Origin of the sequence: Chryseobacterium sp. FP211-J200 (genome assembly GCF_001643375.1) — a bacterium.
In the GTDB taxonomy this organism is placed as follows: Bacteria; Bacteroidota; Bacteroidia; order Flavobacteriales; family Weeksellaceae; genus Epilithonimonas; species Epilithonimonas ginsengisoli.
Genome location: NZ_LSHB01000083.1, coordinates 105133 through 125532, shown reverse-complemented (window position 1 = coordinate 125532; position 20400 = coordinate 105133). Strand labels below are relative to the sequence as shown.

Sequence of the window (20400 nt, the reverse complement as noted above, 5' to 3'; positions counted from 1 at the left end):
TCTCTAAAGGTTGATAAAAATAATTCTATGAAAAAAACTGCCTACTCTTTAGTCTTTACGCTTTGTTCATTATTCTCTTTTGCTCAGCAAAACGCTTACTCCCAGCAATATGCAAAATACAAAATGGATATTGATGTGGATGCTGCCAACTTCACCTATCAGGGAAAACAGACTTTACAATACCAGAATAATTCTCCGGATGAGTTGAGAGTTGCGTATTTCCATTTGTATTGGAACGCTTTCAAATCAGGTTCTATGATGGATCAGCGTGTGACAGGTCAAGGTGTGAATGCAGATGGAAGATTGGCAAAACGCGTTGGAAATACGGTGATTTCCAGATTGTCTGAAATTCCTAAGAATGAAGAAGGCGCACAAAACATTCGTTGGATAAAGCAGAATGGAAAAGATTTGAAGTTTGAGATTCAGGGAACTATTATGAAAGTTTTTTTGGCAGAAGCCATCAAACCAAATTCTTCCACCACTTTCACAATGGAATGGGACGCAGTGATCCCAATGCAAATCCGAAGAAGCGGACGAAATAACCGAGAAGGAATTGATATGACGATGAGCCAATGGTATCCGAAAATCGCAGAATATGATTATGACGGTTGGGCAACTTTCGATTACATCGGGAGAGAATTCCACGCACCGTTTTCTGATTATGAAGTGAATATCAAAATTGATAAAGATTATGTCATCGGCGCTGGTGGAAATCTTGAAAATCCAAATGATGTAAAAGGCTACAACAAAAGTGCAGAGGTAAAACCAGACATTGCCAACAAAGTAAATTGGAAATGGACTGCCAAAAATATTCTGGACTTTGCTTGGGCGGCGGACAGAGATTACACCGTTGAAAGTTTTCCGATTTTGGATGGACCAAAAGTTTATTTGGTGTATCAAAAATCTGAAAAAACAAAATATTGGGAAGAGGCGAAACCTTACATCACCAAATATTTCCAGTTGATGAACGCTACTTTCGGACGTTACAAATGGCCAAGCTATTCCTTCATCCAAGGTGGAGATGGCGGAATGGAATACGGAATGTGCACCATGATTTTGGGAGAAGCCACAAGTTTGGAAGGTCTCACTGGATTGATGTTCCACGAAGGTGCTCACTCTTGGTTTCAGCAGATGCTCGCAACCAACGAAAGTGTAAGACCGTGGATGGATGAAGGTTTCACGCAGTATGCAGAAGATTTTGTGTCCTACAGATTGTTCCCGCCAAAAGATTCCAAACCGAATCCTTTTACAGATGCTATCCGAGCTTATATTAATTTTACAAAATCAGGAAAAGAAGAACCAGCAGTTTGGTTGGCAGATCATCACGACAATGGAACGGCTTACACCTATGCAAGTTACATCAAAGGCGAAATGTTTTTGGTACAGCTGGGTTACATTGTTGGTGAGGAAAATCTCAACCGAATTATGATAAAATATTACGACGATTGGGCAATGAAACACCCGACAGAAAGAGATTTTATCCACATCGCACAACAAATCTCCGGAATGGATTTGAAGTGGTTCCAGCATTATTGGATCAACACCACAAAAACCATCGATTATGGGATTAAAAATGTGAAATATGACCCAGAATCTACCACAATTACTTTAATCAATAAAAGTGGTGTTCCAATGCCGATCGACTTTAGTATTTTGACGAAAGACAAGAAAGTCATTAATTATAATATTCCATCAAGTCTTACCAGAACTTGGAAATCGAAAGACATTTATGGACCGTTCAAAACGTTGCCTTATTGGGCTTGGACGCAACAAGAATACAGCTTCACAATTCCTTACACAAAATCCCAATTGTCAGCGATGGGAATTGACTTCAGCCAGCGTTTGGCAGATGTAAGTCCGGAAGATAATTATCTGGAAGTGAAGTAGTAGAAGCTGGAAGATTGATGTCAGAAGTTGGAAGATTTCACTTCGATAACATAAAAATTAAAGCAATTTTAAAAACTTCCGTCTTCCAGCATCGGACTTCGGACAAAAAATAAGAAATGAACAGCATCGTAATCAACATAGGAAACACCAATATCCGCTTCGGATTGTTTGATGATGACAATTGTGACATCTCGTGGGTCATCAACACGAAACCGTACAAAACGACGGATGAACTGTATGTTCAGATTTTGATGTTGTATCAAACCTATAAAATTGATGTTGATAAAATTGAGAAAATCATCATTGGTTCTGTGGTTCCTCAATTGACAAAGGTGATTGCAAGTGCTGTAAGGAAAATCCATCAGAAACCGCCTGTCATCGTGGACAGAAATACGCCTTCCGGTGTGATTCCGAAATCCAAACAAATGGGAACGGATATTTACGCGAACCTTGTCGCCGCACACAATCTTTATCCGAAACAGAAAAAAATCATTCTTGATTTTGGTACAGCACTCACAGCAAGTTGCCTAGATGAAAATGGTGAAACGCTGGGCGTGATTATTGCTCCGGGAATCATAACTTCACTCAATAGTTTGATTCAAGGAACAGCACAATTACCAGAAATAGAGTTGGTAAAACCAAAAACTGTTTTGGGATTGGACACAATCAGTTGTATGCAAAGTGGAATGGTTTACGGGTTTCTCGGAATGGTAGAAGGTTTTATTGATAGAATTAATGATGAGGTTGAGGATAATTGTTTCGTCATTGCCACTGGCGGTGTGAGCCACGTTTATAAACCTTTGACAGATAAAATCAATATCGCAGACAGACTTCACACTTTGAAGGGACTTTATTTTTTAGGGAAAGATTTGTAATTATCTTTTGTTTCGGAAAAAATCTTTCACGATTTGAGAACATTCATTTTCCATAATTCCTGTTACGACTTCTGTCTTTGGATGAAGCGATAAACCTTTATTAATAAAACCTCTTTGCTCATCTCTCGCACCAATTACCACTTTTGTGATTTGAGACCAATTGAGCGCGCCAGCACACATCACGCAAGGTTCCAAAGTGACATACATTGTACAATTGTGAAGATATTTCCCACCAAGATAATTGGCGGCAGAAGTGATGGCCTGCATTTCTGCATGCGCGGTAACGTCGTTTAGAGTTTCTGTAAGATTGTGTGATTTTGCGATGACCCTATCATTCGAAACAATGATACACCCGATTGGAACTTCATCTTTTTCCAACGCCAATTCAGCTTCCTGGAAAGCAATTCTCATAAAATATTCGTCTGTAAACATCTAAATAGGAGTCGTTTCTAACCTTGTCATATCTGCAATGCTCGTGTCCAAAAGCGGTAACATGCTATCACGTACGTTGATCAGTAATTTTCTGATGCTGCAAGTCGCTTCGTCTGTGCAATCTGCGCATTTCTCATAGAAATTGAGTGATGCACAAGGCAACATGGCAACAGGACCGTCCACGATTCTGATGACATCCAAAACTTTGATGTCGGCCGGATCTTTCATGAAGGTGTAACCTCCTTCGGCGCCCCTTTCGCTTTTTAGGATCTTATTTTGTTTCAGTTCACGAAGGATCTGCTCCAGGAATTTGAGCGGAATACGTTCGTTCTCCGATATTTTTTTAGCGGAAAATAATGAGGAATTGTCTTTCCTGTTTAAGAAAAGCAAAGTCTTGATCGCGTATTTGACTCTTTTTGAAAGCATAGTGTAAAAATAATCAAAATTTTATAACTCGGAAATAATATTCCACTTCTCACAAAAAAGCCGCCTCATTCCTAAGAAACGAGACGGCTTTTTTGTTATTATTGATCTTCAATTAAGGAAACTTAACTCCTGAATAAGAGTTTGGATTTACCATTGGAAGATTGGATCTGTACTTTGAGTTGATCGCTTTCAAGAACTCGTTGGCGATGATGGCATAACCACGACCTAGCGGATGAACGCCATCAAGAGAAAACGCTCCGCCTGTTACGAATTTCGCAGTGTATTTTACACCATCCCATTGGATTCCGGAAGTGGAATTCAGTTCAATCATTTTTGCATTCGCATTTACAAATGCTAATCCATAGGCAGTGGCAATATTTGCGATCTGCAAGTTATATGCGTCTGTAGCAGTTTTCACTTTTGCAGCTTCTGTCTTGGTCAAAACCAATTGATCTGCTAAAGGTATCGAAACACCTAGGATCGTCTGCGATGTTGGGCTTGGTGGCAATCCTGTTGTAGGATCGATCCCGATCACTGAGGATGCAGGTAATAAGATCAGATCTTCTGCAGTAGCATGTCTTGCTTGTCCGTAAATTGCAAATTGTGGCGGAAGAAAAGCAGAAATATCGGTTAAACTTTTATCAACTATCAATACTGGATTGTTTGCTGAAGCTGTTAATGTTGCAAATCTTTTAGGAAGCCCAACATTGGCTAAAGCACCGTTCAATGTTGCAAAGTTCGTATTAAGAGCAGTTGCAGATGCTGCCGCCAATGGAACTGGATTGTATGGTACAGTTGTAAAATAAGGAATAGAGGTCACATAAGGAATATTAGCAATAACACCCTTGGTTGCGCCTTTGCTTTTTAATCCATCCAAAACTGCTTTTATAGAGCCTGCTACAACGTTCGGGTCAGAGATGTCATTTGATCTGTATGTTGCAGGATTTGTGTTCCCGTTCTGGTCTGTAGCTTGCGTGTAAGTCGTAACGCCTCCTGTAGTCTGAGAATTAGTTCCTCCGTTTGTAGAATAAGACAATACGTCATTAGCTCCTATCCAAAGTGAAAAGAATGTTGGAGATTGCGCCATCGCATCTGCCAAGACCGTTGTGGATGCGGAAGTTGCGAATCTTACAAAATAAGGATTGGCAGCTGCAATCGGCAAATTAGCAGCATTTCCGTAACCTGGCGTTATCAAATGGAAAGATTTGGCTCCGGGAACACCCATATTGCTAAAATATTTTCCAGCACCACCGATCACATCCAAGTTAGCTGCTGCAGGAGCCTGAACAGGAGATAAACTTTTGCCGATAACTGCGCCAGTATAATCTTTCTTGTCAACAAGTTGAAGGTTATATCTTCCTCCAAACCCGGGAATTCCTATAAATCCTCCGACGTCATTTGGCATCATTGGTTGAGAAAATTCGCCACCACCAGCAAGTTTCATCTGTCCTGCAAGCATTGAAGGATAAGATTCACTCTGCCCGCTGGAATATAATGCGCCATCTCTGTAACCAGAGGTCAATGAATTACCTAAGGCAACATAATGGGAAAAGTTGGCATCGCCTGCTGTTACAACAACATCTTCCGTACTGTTTTCAAAATCATTCTGACAGCTCACCGCAAATAAAAGTGAAGCTGCTATACTTGATAAAAATATCTTTTTCATAATTAGTTCTTATTTTTAAAATGCGTTGTAAGATAATCCTAGACCAAAATAGAATGCTTTGGCTTTGGCTTGTCCGTAGAAACTATTATAAGAGTTGTTCACATTTCTGCTCTGTGGCATTGCATAACCTCCGGCAAGATCCACTCCCAGCTTGTTGAATTTGAATCCAAGTCCAGCTGTGACCACATAAGAATCAAAAGATGGTGTCTCAGGGATGAAGTTCTCATCAGAATAAGGAGATTCATCATAGTACCATCCAAGTCTTGCAGCGATCATATCGGTCACCATATATTGAGTTCCAACTCTGAAAGTTTTAGTGTTCTTGAAATTTTTAGGAGCTACCAAGATCGTTGGATCTGCTTGATTTCCTACAGGAGCATTGGCAAAATCTAAAGTCAATTTGTTGTATCGCTCCCAACCATGATAGTTGAAATCTGCAGAAACCTGCCATTTTGGAGTTACTTTGTAGGTTGCTCCCAAAGTGATCTCGTCCACCAATGGTAAAGTCGCTGTGAAGTTGTCCACACCACCTGTGGCTGCCAGACCGATATTAGGAAAAAGTGCTGGCGAAACATTGAAGGTTGCTTTTCCTTCTTTAGCTTTCATGTCAACTGGAGAACGGTAAGCAACACTCACGTCCCATTTGGTGTCTGGCTGGAAATAGAAACCAAATCCAAAACCGTGACCTGTAGCTTCGTCATCCAAAAGATTAAGAGAACCGCCTAGTTGAGTGACTCTTTTGGTCCAGTCCACTTTTCCTTTTGCATAGATATAACTTGCTCCGAAAGAAGCCCAAGGTGCTAATTTAACAGAGATCATCGGTTGGAAGTAGAAGCTTTTCAGTTCTAATTTCTCTACCATTTCTGCTCCTTCCCAATTGGTTGGCCATTCTATCGTACTCCCAAAAGGTGTGGAAAAACTGAAACCTACGGAAAGATTATCCAACACTTTGTAGGCTACTGCTGCATAGATGGGGGTTCCCAGAGGATTGTCGGTTTCAGTCTGCTGCAAAGTGCTTGTGTTTTGGAATGTCACTTTGTTGGAAGCGCCAAAACCTCCGGCAGCCACACTCAGTTTTGCAGGGATAAAAGAAATACCAGCAGGGTTGAAAAATGCAACACTTGCATCCTCAGCATGAGCGCTGGTATGAGCCATTGCAAGTTGCTTAACGCCCTGAAGAGATACTCGGAAGCCTCCTGCGTATGCCATTACACCGGCTGTAAGAGCCGCGGTCATCAAAATTCTTTTCATATGATTATTATTAATGTTCCAAATTTATAATTATTTTAATAACAATGACGAAAAAACATAAAAAATGTTAAACATTGCTATTCTAAGAATAGTTGTTTAAAGATGGTTGAGTGTTATTGTTTTATCTTTCAATTATTTATATGTTCATTTTGGATTTCTGTGGACTCAGTTTAATTTTAAACGATATCATGTAAAACATAATAAAATGATTATTTTGAATTTATATTAATCATAAATTAATGCCAATATAAGTGTTGAATTGCCAATATTAACTTTATATTAACTTAAAATTAATAAAAAAGTGTTTTTAAAAAAGATATTCATCAAGCTTAAATAAAATTTATATTAACTTTGCAATCAGACATAAAAAAATTAAAATATGAGTTGTGGATGTAAAACATCCGGCGATTCTTCCCACTCTTGCGGTACGAAGAGTGCCAGTGGGTGCAGTAATGTAGATACTTGTGGCAATAGTTATAAATTAAGTGTTTTTGACTGGCTTTCCGACGTTAATCCATCGGGTTCAAAAAGTTCAGAATATGTGGAAGTTCGTTTTAAAAATGAACGTAAATTATATTATAGAAACGTCAACAACCTGCCTTTACATATAGGAAGTATCATTGCTGTAGAATCCAGCCCGGGTCACGATATAGGTGTAGTAAGTCTTTCTGGAGAACTTGTAAAGATCCAGATGAAGAAGAAAAATGTACACATTGATAGCATACAAAAGGTGTATCGCCTTGCCAATCAAAAAGATGTAGAAACCTGGCAAGACCTTAGAAATAAGGAAAATGCCATCAAGGTGGATGCCCGTAAAATTGCTTACGGCCTCAACCTAGAAATGAAGATCACAGATGTTGAATATCAGGGAGATGGCTCAAAAGTCACATTCTATTATACCGCGGACAATCGTATAGATTTCCGTGTGTTGATCAAAGAATATGCTTCCACTTTCAGAACGAAGATCGATATGAAGCAAATCGGCTTCCGTCAGGAATCTGCAAAAGTTGGAGGTATCGGTTCATGTGGTAGAGAACTTTGTTGTTCTACTTGGTTGACAGATTTCCGTTCGGTGAATACCAACGCGGCAAGATATCAGCAGTTGAGCATCAATCCTCAGAAATTGGCAGGACAATGCGGAAAACTGAAATGTTGTCTTAATTATGAACTTGATACTTACCTGGATGTTCTAAGAGACTTCCCATCTTCTAGTACAGTGCTTAATACTGAAAAAGGAAGAGCATTCTGCATCAAGATCGATGTTTTCAAAAAGAAAATGTGGTTTGCTTATGTAGAAAACTCGATGGCTTGGTATGACATCGATATCTACGAAGTTCAGAAGATGATCGCTGTCAATAAGAAAGGCGAAAAGTCTCAGGCTCTTGAGGATTTGAAGGTTGTGGAGAATCGCATGGTGACATCCGATCTGATCCAGGAAAATAGTGTTGACCGTTTTGAAAAGAAATTTAAAAAACCTCGACCTAACAATAACAACAATCGCGATAGAAATCCGAAACAGTCCGAGAACAGAGCCCCAAGACAACAATCGGATAACAAGAACCCTAGACAAGCTGAGAACAGACCACGTTCCAACGAGCAAAAACCTGTAGATAACAAAGCTGCGGCACCTAAAGTCCAGTCAGCGGATAATCAATCAGCTGGAAACAAACCGCCAAGACAGGGTGATAATAGAAATCGTCAAAATAATCAAAAACCTGTAGAGAACAAAGCGGAAATGCCAAAAGTTCAGACTACAGATAATCCGTCTTCGGAAAATAAAACAAACAAAAAACCGTTCAAAAAACCGAAAAAGAAATTTCCGCCGAAAAATGAAGGTAATGCTTAGATCGATCGTTGTTTTTATCCTATTTTTATCATTGGGTTCTTGTCAAAATAATGATGACAAAATTCTAATGAAAGATGTAGGAGAACAGTGGAAAAAAAATGATGTTCAAACATTTGATTTTGATATCAATGATGCTGAGAATCAGAAGAATATGATGTTCGTTGTTCGTAATAATAACGGTTATCCTTACAGCAATCTCAGATTGATTGCAAACATCGAGCACAACAAGAAGAAAATCTCGACAGATACACTTAATTTTGTGTTAGCAAAACCAAACGGAGAATGGATCGGGACAGGTTTCGGAGATACGAAGGAGATCATTTTTCAATATAAACTGAATTACAGATTTCCGCAAAACGGTAATTATTCTGTGAAAGTTATTCAGGCAATGCGAAACAACCAATTGCCGGGAATTGAAGATATAGGAATTAAAATTCAAAACTTAAAGCCATAATTTATTAATGGAAAATAAGAAAACTGAAAATAAAACTTTTCCACTGCCAGACAAGAAAAAAGCGAAGTCGGGAATTAGAAAATGGATCAAGATCGTTTGGATCGCATTCTTTGCAGTGGTTCTAGGGATCTCCGGATTGTTCTTCGCCGTTTCCCAAGGCTTTGTGGGAGATATGCCGGATGTGAAGGAACTAGAGAATCCAGATATTTATGTCGCATCAGAGATCTATTCATCGGACAATGTTTTATTAGGAAAATTTGAGAAGGAAAAGACCAAACCGGTGACTTACAAACAGTTGCCGCCATTTTTGGTTTATGCCTTGATGGCCAAGGAAGATGAGCGTTTCAAAGAACATTCCGGGATCGACCTCAAATCAATTGCCAGAGCGATCAGATTTGGAGGTGAAAGAGGTGGAGGTTCTACCATTACGCAACAGCTTGCAAAGCTATTGTTCACAGGAAATGCTTCTCAAAATAAGATTGAAAGAGCTTTCCAAAAACTCAAAGAATGGAGCGTGGCAGTAAGTTTGGAAAAGCGTTACACCAAGGAAGAGATCATTGCATTATATTTCAATAAGATGGATTTCCTTTTCAATGCCAAAGGTATTGAGATGGCTTCAAGAATATATTTTAATAAATCAGTAAATCAACTTACTTTACCTGAGGCTGCAACTTTTGTAGCAATGCTTGAGGCTCCAAGGAGAAACAATCCTTACAGAAATCCAGAAAGAGCAAAAGTACGTAGAGATGTGGTTTTGAAGCAGATGCTAGAGACTCAATACATTGATAATGATACTTACGAAAAAGCAATAGCAACACCGATTGTTGTAGATTTCCACGAGATCAAAACAGTGGAAGATGGATTTTCTTCTTATTACAAATTCTATCTGAGAAAAGAAATTGCACAATATCTTGAGACCTACGAAAAAGAAACAGGCAAAGAACTGAATCTTTACAAAAACGGTCTGAAGATCTATGTGACATTGGATTCCAGAATGCAGAAATATGCTGAGGAAGCGATCAAAGAACATTTGACCAATCTTCAGAAAAGTTTTGATGGCGAAATGAGACGTAATCCAAATCGTCCTTATTACAAGATCAACAAGACACAGATCAATTCCTTGATGATGTCTTCTGTCAAAAGAACAGGCAGATACAAACAGCTGAAAGCCGAGGGAATGCCGGAAGATTCTATCATGTTAGATTTCCACAAACCTGTGAAAATGTCCAGATTTACTTGGCAAGGAGAGGAAGAGGTGGAGATGTCGCCTTGGGATTCGATCCGTTATCACAAGCAGATCGCGCAAGCCGGTTTGATGTCCATGGAACCAGCAACAGGCGATATAAAAGCTTGGGTTGGTGGTATAGATTGGCAGCACTTCCAGTATGATCACGTGAAACAAGGGAAACGTCAGGTAGGATCTACCTTCAAACCTTTCGTTTATGCAACGGCTATCATGCATCTTGGGATGACACCTTGTTCTGAGGTTTCCAACGCAAGTTTCAACAAGGGCTCTTATCACGTTCCAGGACGTGGCGGAATGCTGACATTGAAAAATGCCTTAGCACAATCTCAAAACCCGGTGGCTTTGCGTTTGGCAGAGATGTCCGGAACCAAGAATGTCATTCAAACGGCAAGAGATCTTGGTGTAACAACCGATATTTCTACCAGTTTACCAATGGCATTGGGAACTTCAGATATTACGATCTACGAAATGCTTGGAGCGTATAGCACATTTGCAAACTTCGGAAATTACACCAAACCAGAGATGATCTGGAGAATCGAAGATGCGAACGGCCGTGTGATCAAAGAAGTGAAGCCTGTCGTAAAAGAAGTGATGAACGAAATGTATGCTTACACCATGATCGATCTGATGAAAGGTGTAGCAGAATTCGGTACCGCATCGGGCGAGCTGAGAAGACGAGGTATTCCTGCATCTGTAGAGATTGCTGGTAAAACTGGAACCACGCAGAACAACTCGGATGGTTGGTTTATGGGAATTGTTCCAAAACTGGCAACTGGCGTCTGGGTTGGTTGGGAAGATAGAGCTACCCACTTCTGGAGTACTGGTGAAGGACAAGGAGCTAAAATGGGTCTTCCGATCTGGGCGATCTACATGAAAAAAGTTTTAGCAAACAAAGAATTGAACATTCTTCCAGAGGACAAGTTTATCAAGCCTGCCAATTGGACAGGAAGCTGTTCGGATCTCAATAATCTAAGAAATGGCTACGGCGACGAAGGTGGCTTACAGTCGATAGATGAACTGAAAAATCCAACACGAATCGTTCCAGAAAACCCCGTGAAGAAAGAAGATCGTACCAACGAAGCCCTTAATTCCGGAGAAGATATAGATTTTAACAAATAAAAATATAACCCACATTTCTGATGTGGGTTTTTTATACAAATGAAACTCAATCTCATTACCCAAAAATTCACTAAGTTGTTTCCAGGTGATCTGTCCGGAAACACGATGCAGAGACAAACGCCCGACGTGATGTTTTGCGCCGTAAAGCCTGCTGATTTTATTAATACTGAACTCATTGATTTTAATACAGATCTGTCGGTCGAAATTGGTTTGGGAAATTTAGAAAGTGATCAAGCTTTTCTTGCTGCTCAAGACCTCCCTGACAATGTGGAAACTTACGCCACAGCTTATGCAGGCCATCAGTTTGGTAATTGGGCAGGACAATTGGGCGATGGAAGAGCGATCTACGCTGGTGAAATTCAAAACGGAAACAGGCAGACCGAGATCCAATGGAAAGGTTCTGGCGCAACACCTTACTCAAGAAATGCGGATGGAAGAGCGGTTCTACGTTCCTCGATCCGGGAATATCTGATGAGTGAAGCGATGTTCCACCTAGGTATTCCGACGACCAGAGCCTTGAGTCTTTCCAAAACAGGCGAAGATGTCATCCGCGATATCCAATATTCTGGGAATCCGCAGAAGGAGCAAGGCGCAGTGGTGGTGAGAACGGCGGAATCATTTCTTCGTTTCGGACATTTTGAATTGCTGTCTGCTAGAAAACAAGAAGATCTACTAAAAGAATTAGCAGATTATGCGATTGAAAATTTCTTTCCAGAAGTTCAGTCAGAGAATAATTCCACAAAATACATCGATTGGTTTCAAGCGATTTGCGACCGGACTTTGAAGATGATCATCGATTGGTATCGCGTCGGTTTTGTTCACGGTGTTATGAATACTGATAACATGTCTGTCCTTGGTTTGACAATCGATTACGGGCCCTATTCTATGATGGACGGCTATGATCTGGAGTTCACACCAAACACCACCGATCTGCCAGGAAGACGATATGCTTTTGGGAAGCAAGGTCAAATCTCACATTGGAACTTAGCAACTTTGGCCAATGCTATTTTTCCTCTAATTAATGATGCTGAGGTTTTAGAGAAAATCCTTGATGATTTTGGCAAGCAATTTTGGGTGAAGCATGACAAGATGTTGGCGGACAAATTTGGTTTTGATGGGGTTTTAAAGGAAGATGAAAAGTTCTTCACCGAGTGGCAACAGACGATGCAGGATCTAACTTTGGACTATACTTTATTTTTCCAACACCTTGAAAAACCTGCTTCTGAAATCAAGGTTGAGGATTTCAAAGATTGTTTTTACGGTGTTTTAAATGAAACTGAATTGAAAAAACTGTCGACATTCATCGAAAAATATCAGGCAAGAAAACTTCAAAACAAAATCTCGGAAAGTGAATCGTTAGAATTAATGTCCAAAACGAATCCGAAATTCATTCTCAGAAATTATCTCTTGTTCGAAGCGATTCAGGACGCGGAAAATGGAAATTACGAGATGTTCTTCAAACTGAAAAAAGCGTTGGAAAATCCTTACGAGAATCTATTTCCGGAATTCAATAAAAAGCGACCTTCGAAGTATGATAACCAGACGGGAAGCAGCCAGTTGTCTTGTAGTTCGTAAAATACATGCTAGATTTTTAGATATTAGACCTTAGACTTTTTATTTTTGCAGAAATTATCAAACTTTGAAACTCCTGAACAAATTTCTATCCTTTCTGAAGATCGTTTTCCCATCCACCAAGACCGAAGGTTTTATCTTCCTGTTTTTCGTGATTGCTTATGGCGTTAACGCTTGGTTTATCGCAGACAATTTCACAATTGTCTATGACGACAGGATTCCGTGGGATGGTTACTTTAGTTTCGATAATCGTGCAATTGTTCAGACTGGCGGTGGTTTTGAGAGACATCCGTTGTCCAATTATTTCTTTGATGTCATTCGGGATTTTGCGCTTTGGATTTCGGACAATCATTACAATTCGACTTTCCGATTGATTTTGGCATTGCTGTCAACGTTGATTGTAAGTTTGGCGAATATTCAGATCTTCAAATATCTCAATAATATCATCGGCCTTCCATTGAAGATCAGTCTTTTGATTTTGGCTTTCTACGGCTTGTTTGTGACGAATATCCTTTTGTCTTTCACACCGGAAACTTACACTTATACTTTGCTTTTTCTGTCGGTTTTCAATTACTATTCGGCAAGGAAAATTAATGAAGAAAAACCAATCTCATTTGGGGCGAGCATTTTCGGTTCTGTTTTCATCGGCGGACTTACCATTACGAATATTGTCAAAGTTTACATTCCATTTTTGTTTGAAAAGAAGATTTTCTGGAACTGGAAGAAAATTGGAATGGCCGTTTCGAAAATTGCTGTTTCAATTGGCGTTTTTGTGTTTCTGTTTTTGTTGAGATTGGATTTTAATTTTCAGAATTTCCTGAACAAGACCGAAGAACAGTATGACAAATTCTCCAAACCGAAAGTGACGCCGCTTTGGGATATGATCTCCTCGTGGTTTTTTGGCGGCAATATTTTGTTCTCGAATTATGAGATCAGAGATTATCACAATAAGGACAAAACTTTTTACTACAAAGCTTTGTTCATGGACGTTTATTCGTCTTTCGTTCCTTATATTTTTGTTGGAATTATTTTATTAATGATCATCTGGAGCGTGCTCAAAAATTATAAAAATAAACTTGTTTGGATCTTGGTAATTTCCTTTTTGGTGGATATTATGATCCATTGCGTTTTGAAATTTGGCCTTCATACGTCTTACATTTACGGCGGGCATTTTGTTTTTGTCTTTCCATTGTTGATCGGTTGGCTGTTTTTTAGTTTTAAAGACAAGACTTTGCCACTCACATTTTTGTACGGAACTTTAATGGTCTTGACAGTTTATCTCGCCTTCAATAACTTTTACCGACTTGGCGAGTTCTACCAATTTCTGGAAACTTACTACAAATAAAAAAGCCTCCGAAAAAATCCGAAGGCTCTTATTGTAAAAATTAAAATTAGTTCTTAATAATTTTCTTGGTCACCGGTTTCCCATTTTCAGGTTCAATTTTCATGAAATAAACACCTTTGCTCAAGTTAGAAATATCAATGCTTGATCTGTTTTCTGTTGTCAATAATACTTGTCCAGCCGCATTGTAAAGACTTACTTTGAATTTCGAAACGTTCTGATCCAATTTGATATTGATGATGTCCTGCGTTGGATTTGGATAAACACTGATATTGTCCTTAATGATTTGCGGTGCAGAAGTTCCCAAAGATGTAAAATCAATCACGTCTTTCAAAACGCCTAGAGAAGTTGTTGCCAAAAAGACTTCTGCTTTATTATCATCTGTAAAACGTGTTGTGCCGCTGATAATAATTGAGTTGTAATAGTTAGATGATGCTCTTTCTGTCCAGTTAGCGCCGCCGTTATTTGTGTAAATTACTTTTGGAAGCGTGTCAAAATAGATGGTTCCGATCGCTACAATTTGCCCATCCTTTTCTGTTGAATGCTCTACTTTGTGAACCAATCCAGTGTAGATTTTTGTCCACGTGTTTCCAGAGTCAAGAGAAGTGTAGATCCCGTTTGATGCAGCGATGGTATACTGGTTAGAATTCAAAGGGTTTTGTGTAAGACTGATGACGATATTTGGTAAGGTTAACTCCTCCAGGCCAGCAGTGATGCGTGTCCAAGAAGTTCCGCCGTCGGTTGTTTTCAGAATTTGGTTTCCAACTGTTATCAATATTTCATTGGAATTACTTTGATTGATTTTAATTCCCTGCAGATAATCACCGCTATAAGGCAGGGTGATAAAATCGTTTATCGGATTGTCACGATTCGTAAAATCACTTTTTATTAGCGTTGCCGTTTCCCCATTGAATACGGACATCCATACGATATTTGGGTTTGCAGGGTCAGATTCTGCTGCAGTAAATCCTGTATCGAATGTGCTGTAAAGTGGTGTTTCTGTCAGTCCGTAATCATCACTTACATTTATCATATTTCCCATAAAAGAAGGCGCATATGTGTAGACTCTTCCTGGATGTTTTTTGTCAGGATAGACCAATTTTATTTCTTGTCCCATTGGGAACTCACTCAGTGGATAAACATTACGTGGTGTTTCCTGATTGCTCACAAGATTTTTCAGCACATAACCATACTGAACGCCATACATTAATTGATCTTCTCCGTTGTTGTTTTTTATGATGTCCACTTTTCCCATACAGTTGAAAAATGGATTTGTCATTGTGGTAAGCGTCATACCTTTGTCAGTAGAAGATTTGGCATATCTGTTATTTGAGATCAAGACCTGATTCGGATCATTAGGATTGAATGCTGCATTAATTCCGTAGAAATATGAAGATCCATCTACAAGCCCGTCATGTGGAGTAGATGTCCAAGTTGCACCACCATTGGTTGTTACAGCAACTCTATCGTCTGCCAGAACAACGACGTGATTGGTATCATTCGGGTTGATTTCTATTTTTGGGACGTTTTTCAAGCCTGAACCTGCTTCCCAAGTAATACCTGTTTGTTCTGTCCAGGTATTCCCGCCGTCTGTAGATTTGTAAACAGCTTCGTGCTGGTCAAGATAAGCCCATCTCAGACCAGTTCCAACATAGATGATGTCACTGTTTTGTGGATCGATGGCGATTGTCTGCAGGATAAGTCCGTTCAGTTTTTCTGTCCAAGTTTCACCAGAATCTGTAGAGATCATCAAACCACCATCTACATTTCCTGGTCCACCATTACGAACAACAAAAAGTTTTTGGATATTCTGAGGGTCCATTACGGCATCGTTCAAAAGAACACCTTCATAGTCTGTTCCATCATATACTTTTGCCCAGGTATTTCCACCATTGTTTGTCGTGAAAAATTTATCATTTGCTAACATCGATACATTGTTCATTGTACCGTCATCGTGAATGGTGTAGTTGCTGATAGAGTAGATATCTTCATTTGCGGGGACATCGTATTCTTTAATAGGAGTCAAAGATTGCAGATCCAAAACGATGATCTTATTTAATGAGCTTCCACTTCCAAAATATTGGATAAAACTAAGAGCAGTTCCATTATTTGTAAGTCTCACTTGGGAGATATTCCCGGAAAATGCTGGATATGGAAGGGTGTATAAGACATTCCATGTCACGCCATTATCCATTGATACCATAATGTTCTTATCGATAAAGGTGGTGGCGTAAACCTTGTTTTGGACCACTTTGTCGTAAACAAAATTTCTCAGTTGTCCGTATTGCGGATTACCTTCAAAACTGACCTGGGCAAAAGACAGTGTCACAAGGAAAATTAAAAAGAAAGTAAAAATTGCTTTTTTCATAATAGATTAACTTTATTTGAAAGCAAATGTATTTTTCTGCCAACGAATAAAATTATTTCCGCAATGAATAAACAGGACTATTTAAGAAAAAACGTGACATTTTTCTATATACTTGATATATACGCATATAAATCGTTGGAATTTTCAAGATTTAATTTTTTGGAAATTCTTTCTTTTCTCTTTCGGCAAGCTTCGATAGTAATGTTGAAAATTGAGGCGATCTCCTTGGTAGAGAGATTCATATAGATGTAGGAAATATAACGGATATCGTTTAAAGTCAAATCGTTATGTTTCTCTTTTAATGATTTGATAAACTTGCTGTTGATCTCTTGGAAGTGATTCAGAAAATCGTCACTGTTGTCTTCTTTTGAGAGTACTTCTTTCAATTGATCCAATTGTTTTGCTAAAAGTGGATTCGTTTTCATTTCCGGACGTTCTTTCAGGCGGAGAATGTAATCCTCGATCTTGTCATTTTTTTGGGCAAGATGAATAGCGTTGGCAGCGATTTTTCGATTTTTATTTTCGAGTTCATTTTTCAGTTTTTCTTTTTCCAGAAGAGCGACGGTTTCTTTTTCTTTGATCTGTTTTTCAAGAAGCAAAGCGTAATTCTCTTTATTTTTAAGTTCCAGGGCAATGATCTGCTCATTCTGCTCGGCAAGTCTTCTTTTCTGTTTGTTCTTTTGAAGATAACCTCGGAAAAGCCAGAGAATAAATGCAACCACAGCGATCCAAAATCCGATGATGTAGAACTTTAATTTTTTCTCATTTGTCAGTTCTTTTTGAGAATCCTGAAGCTTCAGTTTGATCTCGCTGTTTTGATACATTGCTTGATTCTGGATCGCATTGAGGGAATCTTTCACGACAAGCACAGAATCTTTGTATTCAAGAGACTTTCTGTAGTCGCCTCCAGCAAAATAATTATCGGAAAACCGAGTGTAGATATCCGTCATATTGCTGTAGTTCAGATTTTCTTTCTGTGCCTGTTTGATGACTGAAAGTGCCTTTTCTGGATTTTTCTCGTCTTCATAAACTTTGGACAATATCAAAAGAGCAGACACTTTGTGGTCGTTATATTCTGGTGTGTTTAGTTTATTGATCAAGGGATTGAGAAGCGCGAGTGTCTTTTTATAGTCTTTTCGCTCCATTGCATTTTTGGCTTCCGCAATGTCAAGCGCTCTCTGGATATCCATTTTTGCGATCGGCCGGGCAACGGAAATATAATAAGAGGCTTTGTCCAGTTCTTTGGTCGTATTGTAAGATCGGCAAGGTTGCCCGCGTACAGGGCAATTCCTATAGTGTCTTTGTTCGAGATAGCAAGGTCGTATGCGCGTTTCTGATGTTTCTCGGATTCTTTATACTTTCCTTGTCGCAGATAAACGAGTGCGATATTGTTCAGAACCGTCATTTCTCTGTCTTTGTTCAGATGTTTCAGAGCAATGGTGTAAGCTTCCAGATAATAATCAAGGGCTTCACTGTAATCCAACATCTGATAATAATTAAGACCGATGCAATTGGTTGCAATGAATTGCTGTAGATACCAATCATTCTGTTCGGACAGGCTTCTAGCTTCGGTAAATAATTCTAAAGATTTTGTGTGATTTTTCTGATATAATGCGTCTATTCCTTTGGATATCAATTCATCACATCGTTTTTTTGAAGTGTCATTTTGTAACCCAGAAAGTAGGATGAGAAAGGATAGCAGAAACTTCATAAGGGTGCAGACGTGAAGAGATTGTCAAGTAAAATTAGCTAAATTATTGATCTAATAAAAATTGCAATTTCAAGATAAGACATAAAAAAAACCGGAACTGAATCCGGTTAATATATTTATTTAGCTTCGACACAAAAAACAGCGTAAGGAATGACCATGGCCGATGGGTAGACCCTCTTGATATTTCTCAGGTCGTCAGCCGCACTTTGCTTTGAAAAGTAACTTCCGGCAAGGATCTTATAGTTTGGTCTGAGAGAAGCGTCTTTCTCAACTTTCAGGTTTCTGAAATTATTTCTGAATTCTACACTGATCTTGCTGGCTTCTTCATTGCTTTTTACCACTACAACCTGGATCTTGTAACCCATGATCTTCGGATTTTTTCTGCAGATCTCGGCATTTGTAAGTTCTCTATTGGCTACCAAAATTTTTGGTGGTGCCTTCACAATTGTTCCGGCAGAACGGTTGCAATTGCCTTCTACCTTTTCCAAAGCATCATTAATGCGTTCGTCCAGCGAGAAGGAAAGCTCGGTTCCAGAGAGTGTGTCTTTCTTCACAATGTATTGAGCATCAATTTGGTAAAAAGAAAATACAGTTGCGATTATGAAAAGCTTAAGCAGATTGTTCATTTAATATTTATTTTAGGCAAATTTAAAATAAATTGATTGAAACGCAAACCTTGTTATTTAGAACGTTTACAAATTAATTGGATTTGACAAAAAGCATGCGATAAGGTCTTCTTAATTTTTGTTAATGTGCTATTTTTGCGGAATTGAATGTAAACAGTCAATAGAATTTACTAACCCAAGATTATATAAATGATTAGTTGGAGAAAGCATTACAAAAAGGGTCTGATAGCAATTAGTTTATTGTTGTCAACCGGCGCTTCTGTTTATGCACAAGGCGATCCAAAGAAGGGGCAAGAGTTGTTCAAAGCAAATTGTACAGCTTGTCACACACTGGATAAACAGGTTATTGGACCGGCGCTTGGTGGCGTTGTCGACAGATTGAAAACGGAGCACAATCTTGATACAGATTGGCTTCACAAATGGATTAAAGACAACAAGGCTTTAAGAGCATCTGGAGATAAGTATGCAAACGAGGTTTTTGAGAAATTCAACAAAACCGAAATGCTTGCGTTTCCAAATTTATCGGATACGGATATCGATGATATCTTGGCTTACACCACAGATCCACCTGCAGAAGAAGTAGTTGCCGATGCCGCCGCTGGTGATGCAGGAGCAAACAGTACTGCAGCTATCGAAGCTCAAAAAGCACAAGAGCTTAATTCTAAAATCGTAATTGCAGCGTTGATTGCAATTTCTGGTTTGTTGTTCTGGTTGTTGTTGAAAATTCGACAATTAGTAAAATTGCAGCAAACTCCAGAGTTGTCAGAGCTTAATACAACTAGAGTTACCAATTTCTCTGCGATGTACGAGAAGTACAGCTATGTAGGAAAAGGTGTTGTGGCATTATTGGCATTGTTTGCATTATACGGCGTTTGGAACTGGTTGATGTGGATCGGTGTTTACAAAGGATACGCTCCTGAACAACCAATCTATTTCTCTCACAAGATCCACGCAGGCGAAAACAAGATCGACTGTCAGCTTTGTCACTCAGGTGCAAAGTATGGTAAAGTTTCTGAGATCCCTTCTCTTAATGTTTGTATGAACTGTCACCGTTCTATTTCTGAATACAAAGGGAAATATATCGAACCTGGAAAAGACAGAGAATTCTACACCGGTGAGATCAAAAAGATCTATCAGCATGTAGGATGGGATGAAGATAAGCAAGCCTACACTGGTAAAACAGAACCTGTAGAGTGGACAAGGATCCACAATATGCCGGATTTTGTTTACTTCAATCACTCTCAGCACGTTGTTGCTGGTGAGCAGGCGATCATCAATGGATTCAATTCTAAGCAAAAAGATGCAGCGAACAAAATCGATGTTGTTTGTAAAGCTTGTCACGGAAAAATTGATACAATGAATGTGGTTCAAATGGCCAACGACTTCACCATGGGATGGTGTATAGAATGTCACAGAACTACAGAAGTAGATATGAATAACGGTTATAATAAAGAATACTTCAAAAATCTGCATGATAAGTTGAAAAAACAATACGGTGAAGGAAGTAAGATCACTGTAGATGCAATTGGAGGTCTTGAGTGTGGTAAATGTCATTATTAATAACAAAAATTAGAAGTAT

General features: G+C 39.0%; 16 protein-coding genes. 8 read left to right on the top strand and 8 right to left on the bottom strand.

The genetic code is table 11. The annotated features are described in order from the left end of the window. The first annotated feature begins 27 nt into the window (after positions 1 to 27). Positions 28 to 1887, top strand: a complete 1860-nt coding sequence (locus tag AXA65_RS19315) for a M1 family metallopeptidase (protein ID WP_063971691.1) — start codon at positions 28 to 30, stop codon at positions 1885 to 1887. 116 nt (positions 1888 to 2003) lie between these two features. Next, on the top strand, positions 2004 to 2762 hold the full coding sequence (locus AXA65_RS19310) for a type III pantothenate kinase (RefSeq protein ID WP_063971673.1): 759 nt from the start codon (positions 2004 to 2006) through the stop codon (positions 2760 to 2762). Here AXA65_RS19310 and AXA65_RS19305 read toward each other — a convergent pair whose 3' ends face one another. The 4 genes from AXA65_RS19305 to AXA65_RS19290 form a co-directional block, all read right to left on the bottom strand. Then, complete coding sequence (locus AXA65_RS19305; RefSeq protein ID WP_063971672.1) at positions 2763 to 3194, bottom strand: nucleoside deaminase; 432 nt, start codon at positions 3192 to 3194, stop codon at positions 2763 to 2765. Then, positions 3195 to 3620 carry an RrF2 family transcriptional regulator gene (locus AXA65_RS19300; RefSeq protein ID WP_063971671.1) on the bottom strand — a complete coding sequence of 142 codons (426 nt, stop codon included), beginning with the start codon at positions 3618 to 3620 and terminating at the stop codon, positions 3195 to 3197. It lies immediately after the preceding gene. 112 nt (positions 3621 to 3732) lie between these two features. Next, positions 3733 to 5286, bottom strand: a complete 1554-nt coding sequence (locus tag AXA65_RS19295) for a G-D-S-L family lipolytic protein (RefSeq protein WP_063971670.1) — start codon at positions 5284 to 5286, stop codon at positions 3733 to 3735. A 15-nt stretch (positions 5287 to 5301) separates the two neighbouring features. Next, positions 5302 to 6537 (bottom strand): OmpP1/FadL family transporter, encoded by a 1236-nt coding sequence (locus tag AXA65_RS19290; protein ID WP_063971669.1) that lies wholly within the window; start codon positions 6535 to 6537, stop codon positions 5302 to 5304. 379 nt (positions 6538 to 6916) lie between these two features. Here AXA65_RS19290 and ricT point away from each other — a divergent pair, with 379 nt between their 5' ends. The 5 genes from ricT to AXA65_RS19265 all read left to right on the top strand — a co-directional run bounded on the left by ricT (position 6917) and on the right by AXA65_RS19265 (position 14119). Next, a complete protein-coding gene (gene ricT / locus AXA65_RS19285) occupies positions 6917 to 8383 on the top strand; it encodes a stage 0 sporulation family protein (protein WP_063971668.1) in 1467 nt (488 codons plus the stop codon). Next, positions 8367 to 8837 carry a gliding motility lipoprotein GldH gene (locus AXA65_RS19280; RefSeq protein ID WP_086048283.1) on the top strand — a complete coding sequence of 157 codons (471 nt, stop codon included), beginning with the start codon at positions 8367 to 8369 and terminating at the stop codon, positions 8835 to 8837. The genes ricT and AXA65_RS19280 overlap by 17 nt, the downstream gene beginning before the upstream one ends. A gap of 7 nt (positions 8838 to 8844) precedes the next feature. After that, on the top strand, positions 8845 to 11202 hold the full coding sequence (locus AXA65_RS19275) for a penicillin-binding protein 1A (protein WP_063971666.1): 2358 nt from the start codon (positions 8845 to 8847) through the stop codon (positions 11200 to 11202). 39 nt (positions 11203 to 11241) lie between these two features. Continuing rightward, positions 11242 to 12777, top strand: a complete 1536-nt coding sequence (locus AXA65_RS19270; protein ID WP_063971665.1) for a protein adenylyltransferase SelO — start codon at positions 11242 to 11244, stop codon at positions 12775 to 12777. A gap of 64 nt (positions 12778 to 12841) precedes the next feature. Further along, the gene (locus tag AXA65_RS19265) at positions 12842 to 14119 is read left to right on the top strand and encodes a DUF6080 domain-containing protein (RefSeq protein WP_063971664.1); all 1278 of its coding nucleotides are present in this window, start codon (positions 12842 to 12844) and stop codon (positions 14117 to 14119) included. Between the two features lie 46 nt (positions 14120 to 14165). On the opposite strand, the gene AXA65_RS19260 is transcribed toward AXA65_RS19265, so the two are convergent. The 4 genes from AXA65_RS19260 to AXA65_RS19245 form a co-directional block, all read right to left on the bottom strand. Beyond that, positions 14166 to 16484 (bottom strand): T9SS type A sorting domain-containing protein, encoded by a 2319-nt coding sequence (locus AXA65_RS19260; RefSeq protein ID WP_063971663.1) that lies wholly within the window; start codon positions 16482 to 16484, stop codon positions 14166 to 14168. Between the two features lie 104 nt (positions 16485 to 16588). Further along, on the bottom strand, positions 16589 to 17674 hold the full coding sequence (locus tag AXA65_RS19255) for a hypothetical protein (protein ID WP_131797855.1): 1086 nt from the start codon (positions 17672 to 17674) through the stop codon (positions 16589 to 16591). Then, positions 17581 to 18195 (bottom strand): tetratricopeptide repeat protein, encoded by a 615-nt coding sequence (locus tag AXA65_RS19250; RefSeq protein ID WP_063971661.1) that lies wholly within the window; start codon positions 18193 to 18195, stop codon positions 17581 to 17583. The genes AXA65_RS19255 and AXA65_RS19250 overlap by 94 nt, the downstream gene beginning before the upstream one ends. 116 nt (positions 18196 to 18311) lie before the next feature. After that, entirely contained in the window at positions 18312 to 18821 is a 510-nt protein-coding gene (locus AXA65_RS19245; protein WP_063971660.1) for a hypothetical protein, read from the bottom strand. 189 nt (positions 18822 to 19010) lie between these two features. Here AXA65_RS19245 and AXA65_RS19240 point away from each other — a divergent pair, with 189 nt between their 5' ends. Further along, a complete protein-coding gene (locus AXA65_RS19240; protein WP_063971659.1) occupies positions 19011 to 20381 on the top strand; it encodes a c-type cytochrome in 1371 nt (456 codons plus the stop codon). Positions 20382 to 20400: the final 19 nt, after the last annotated feature.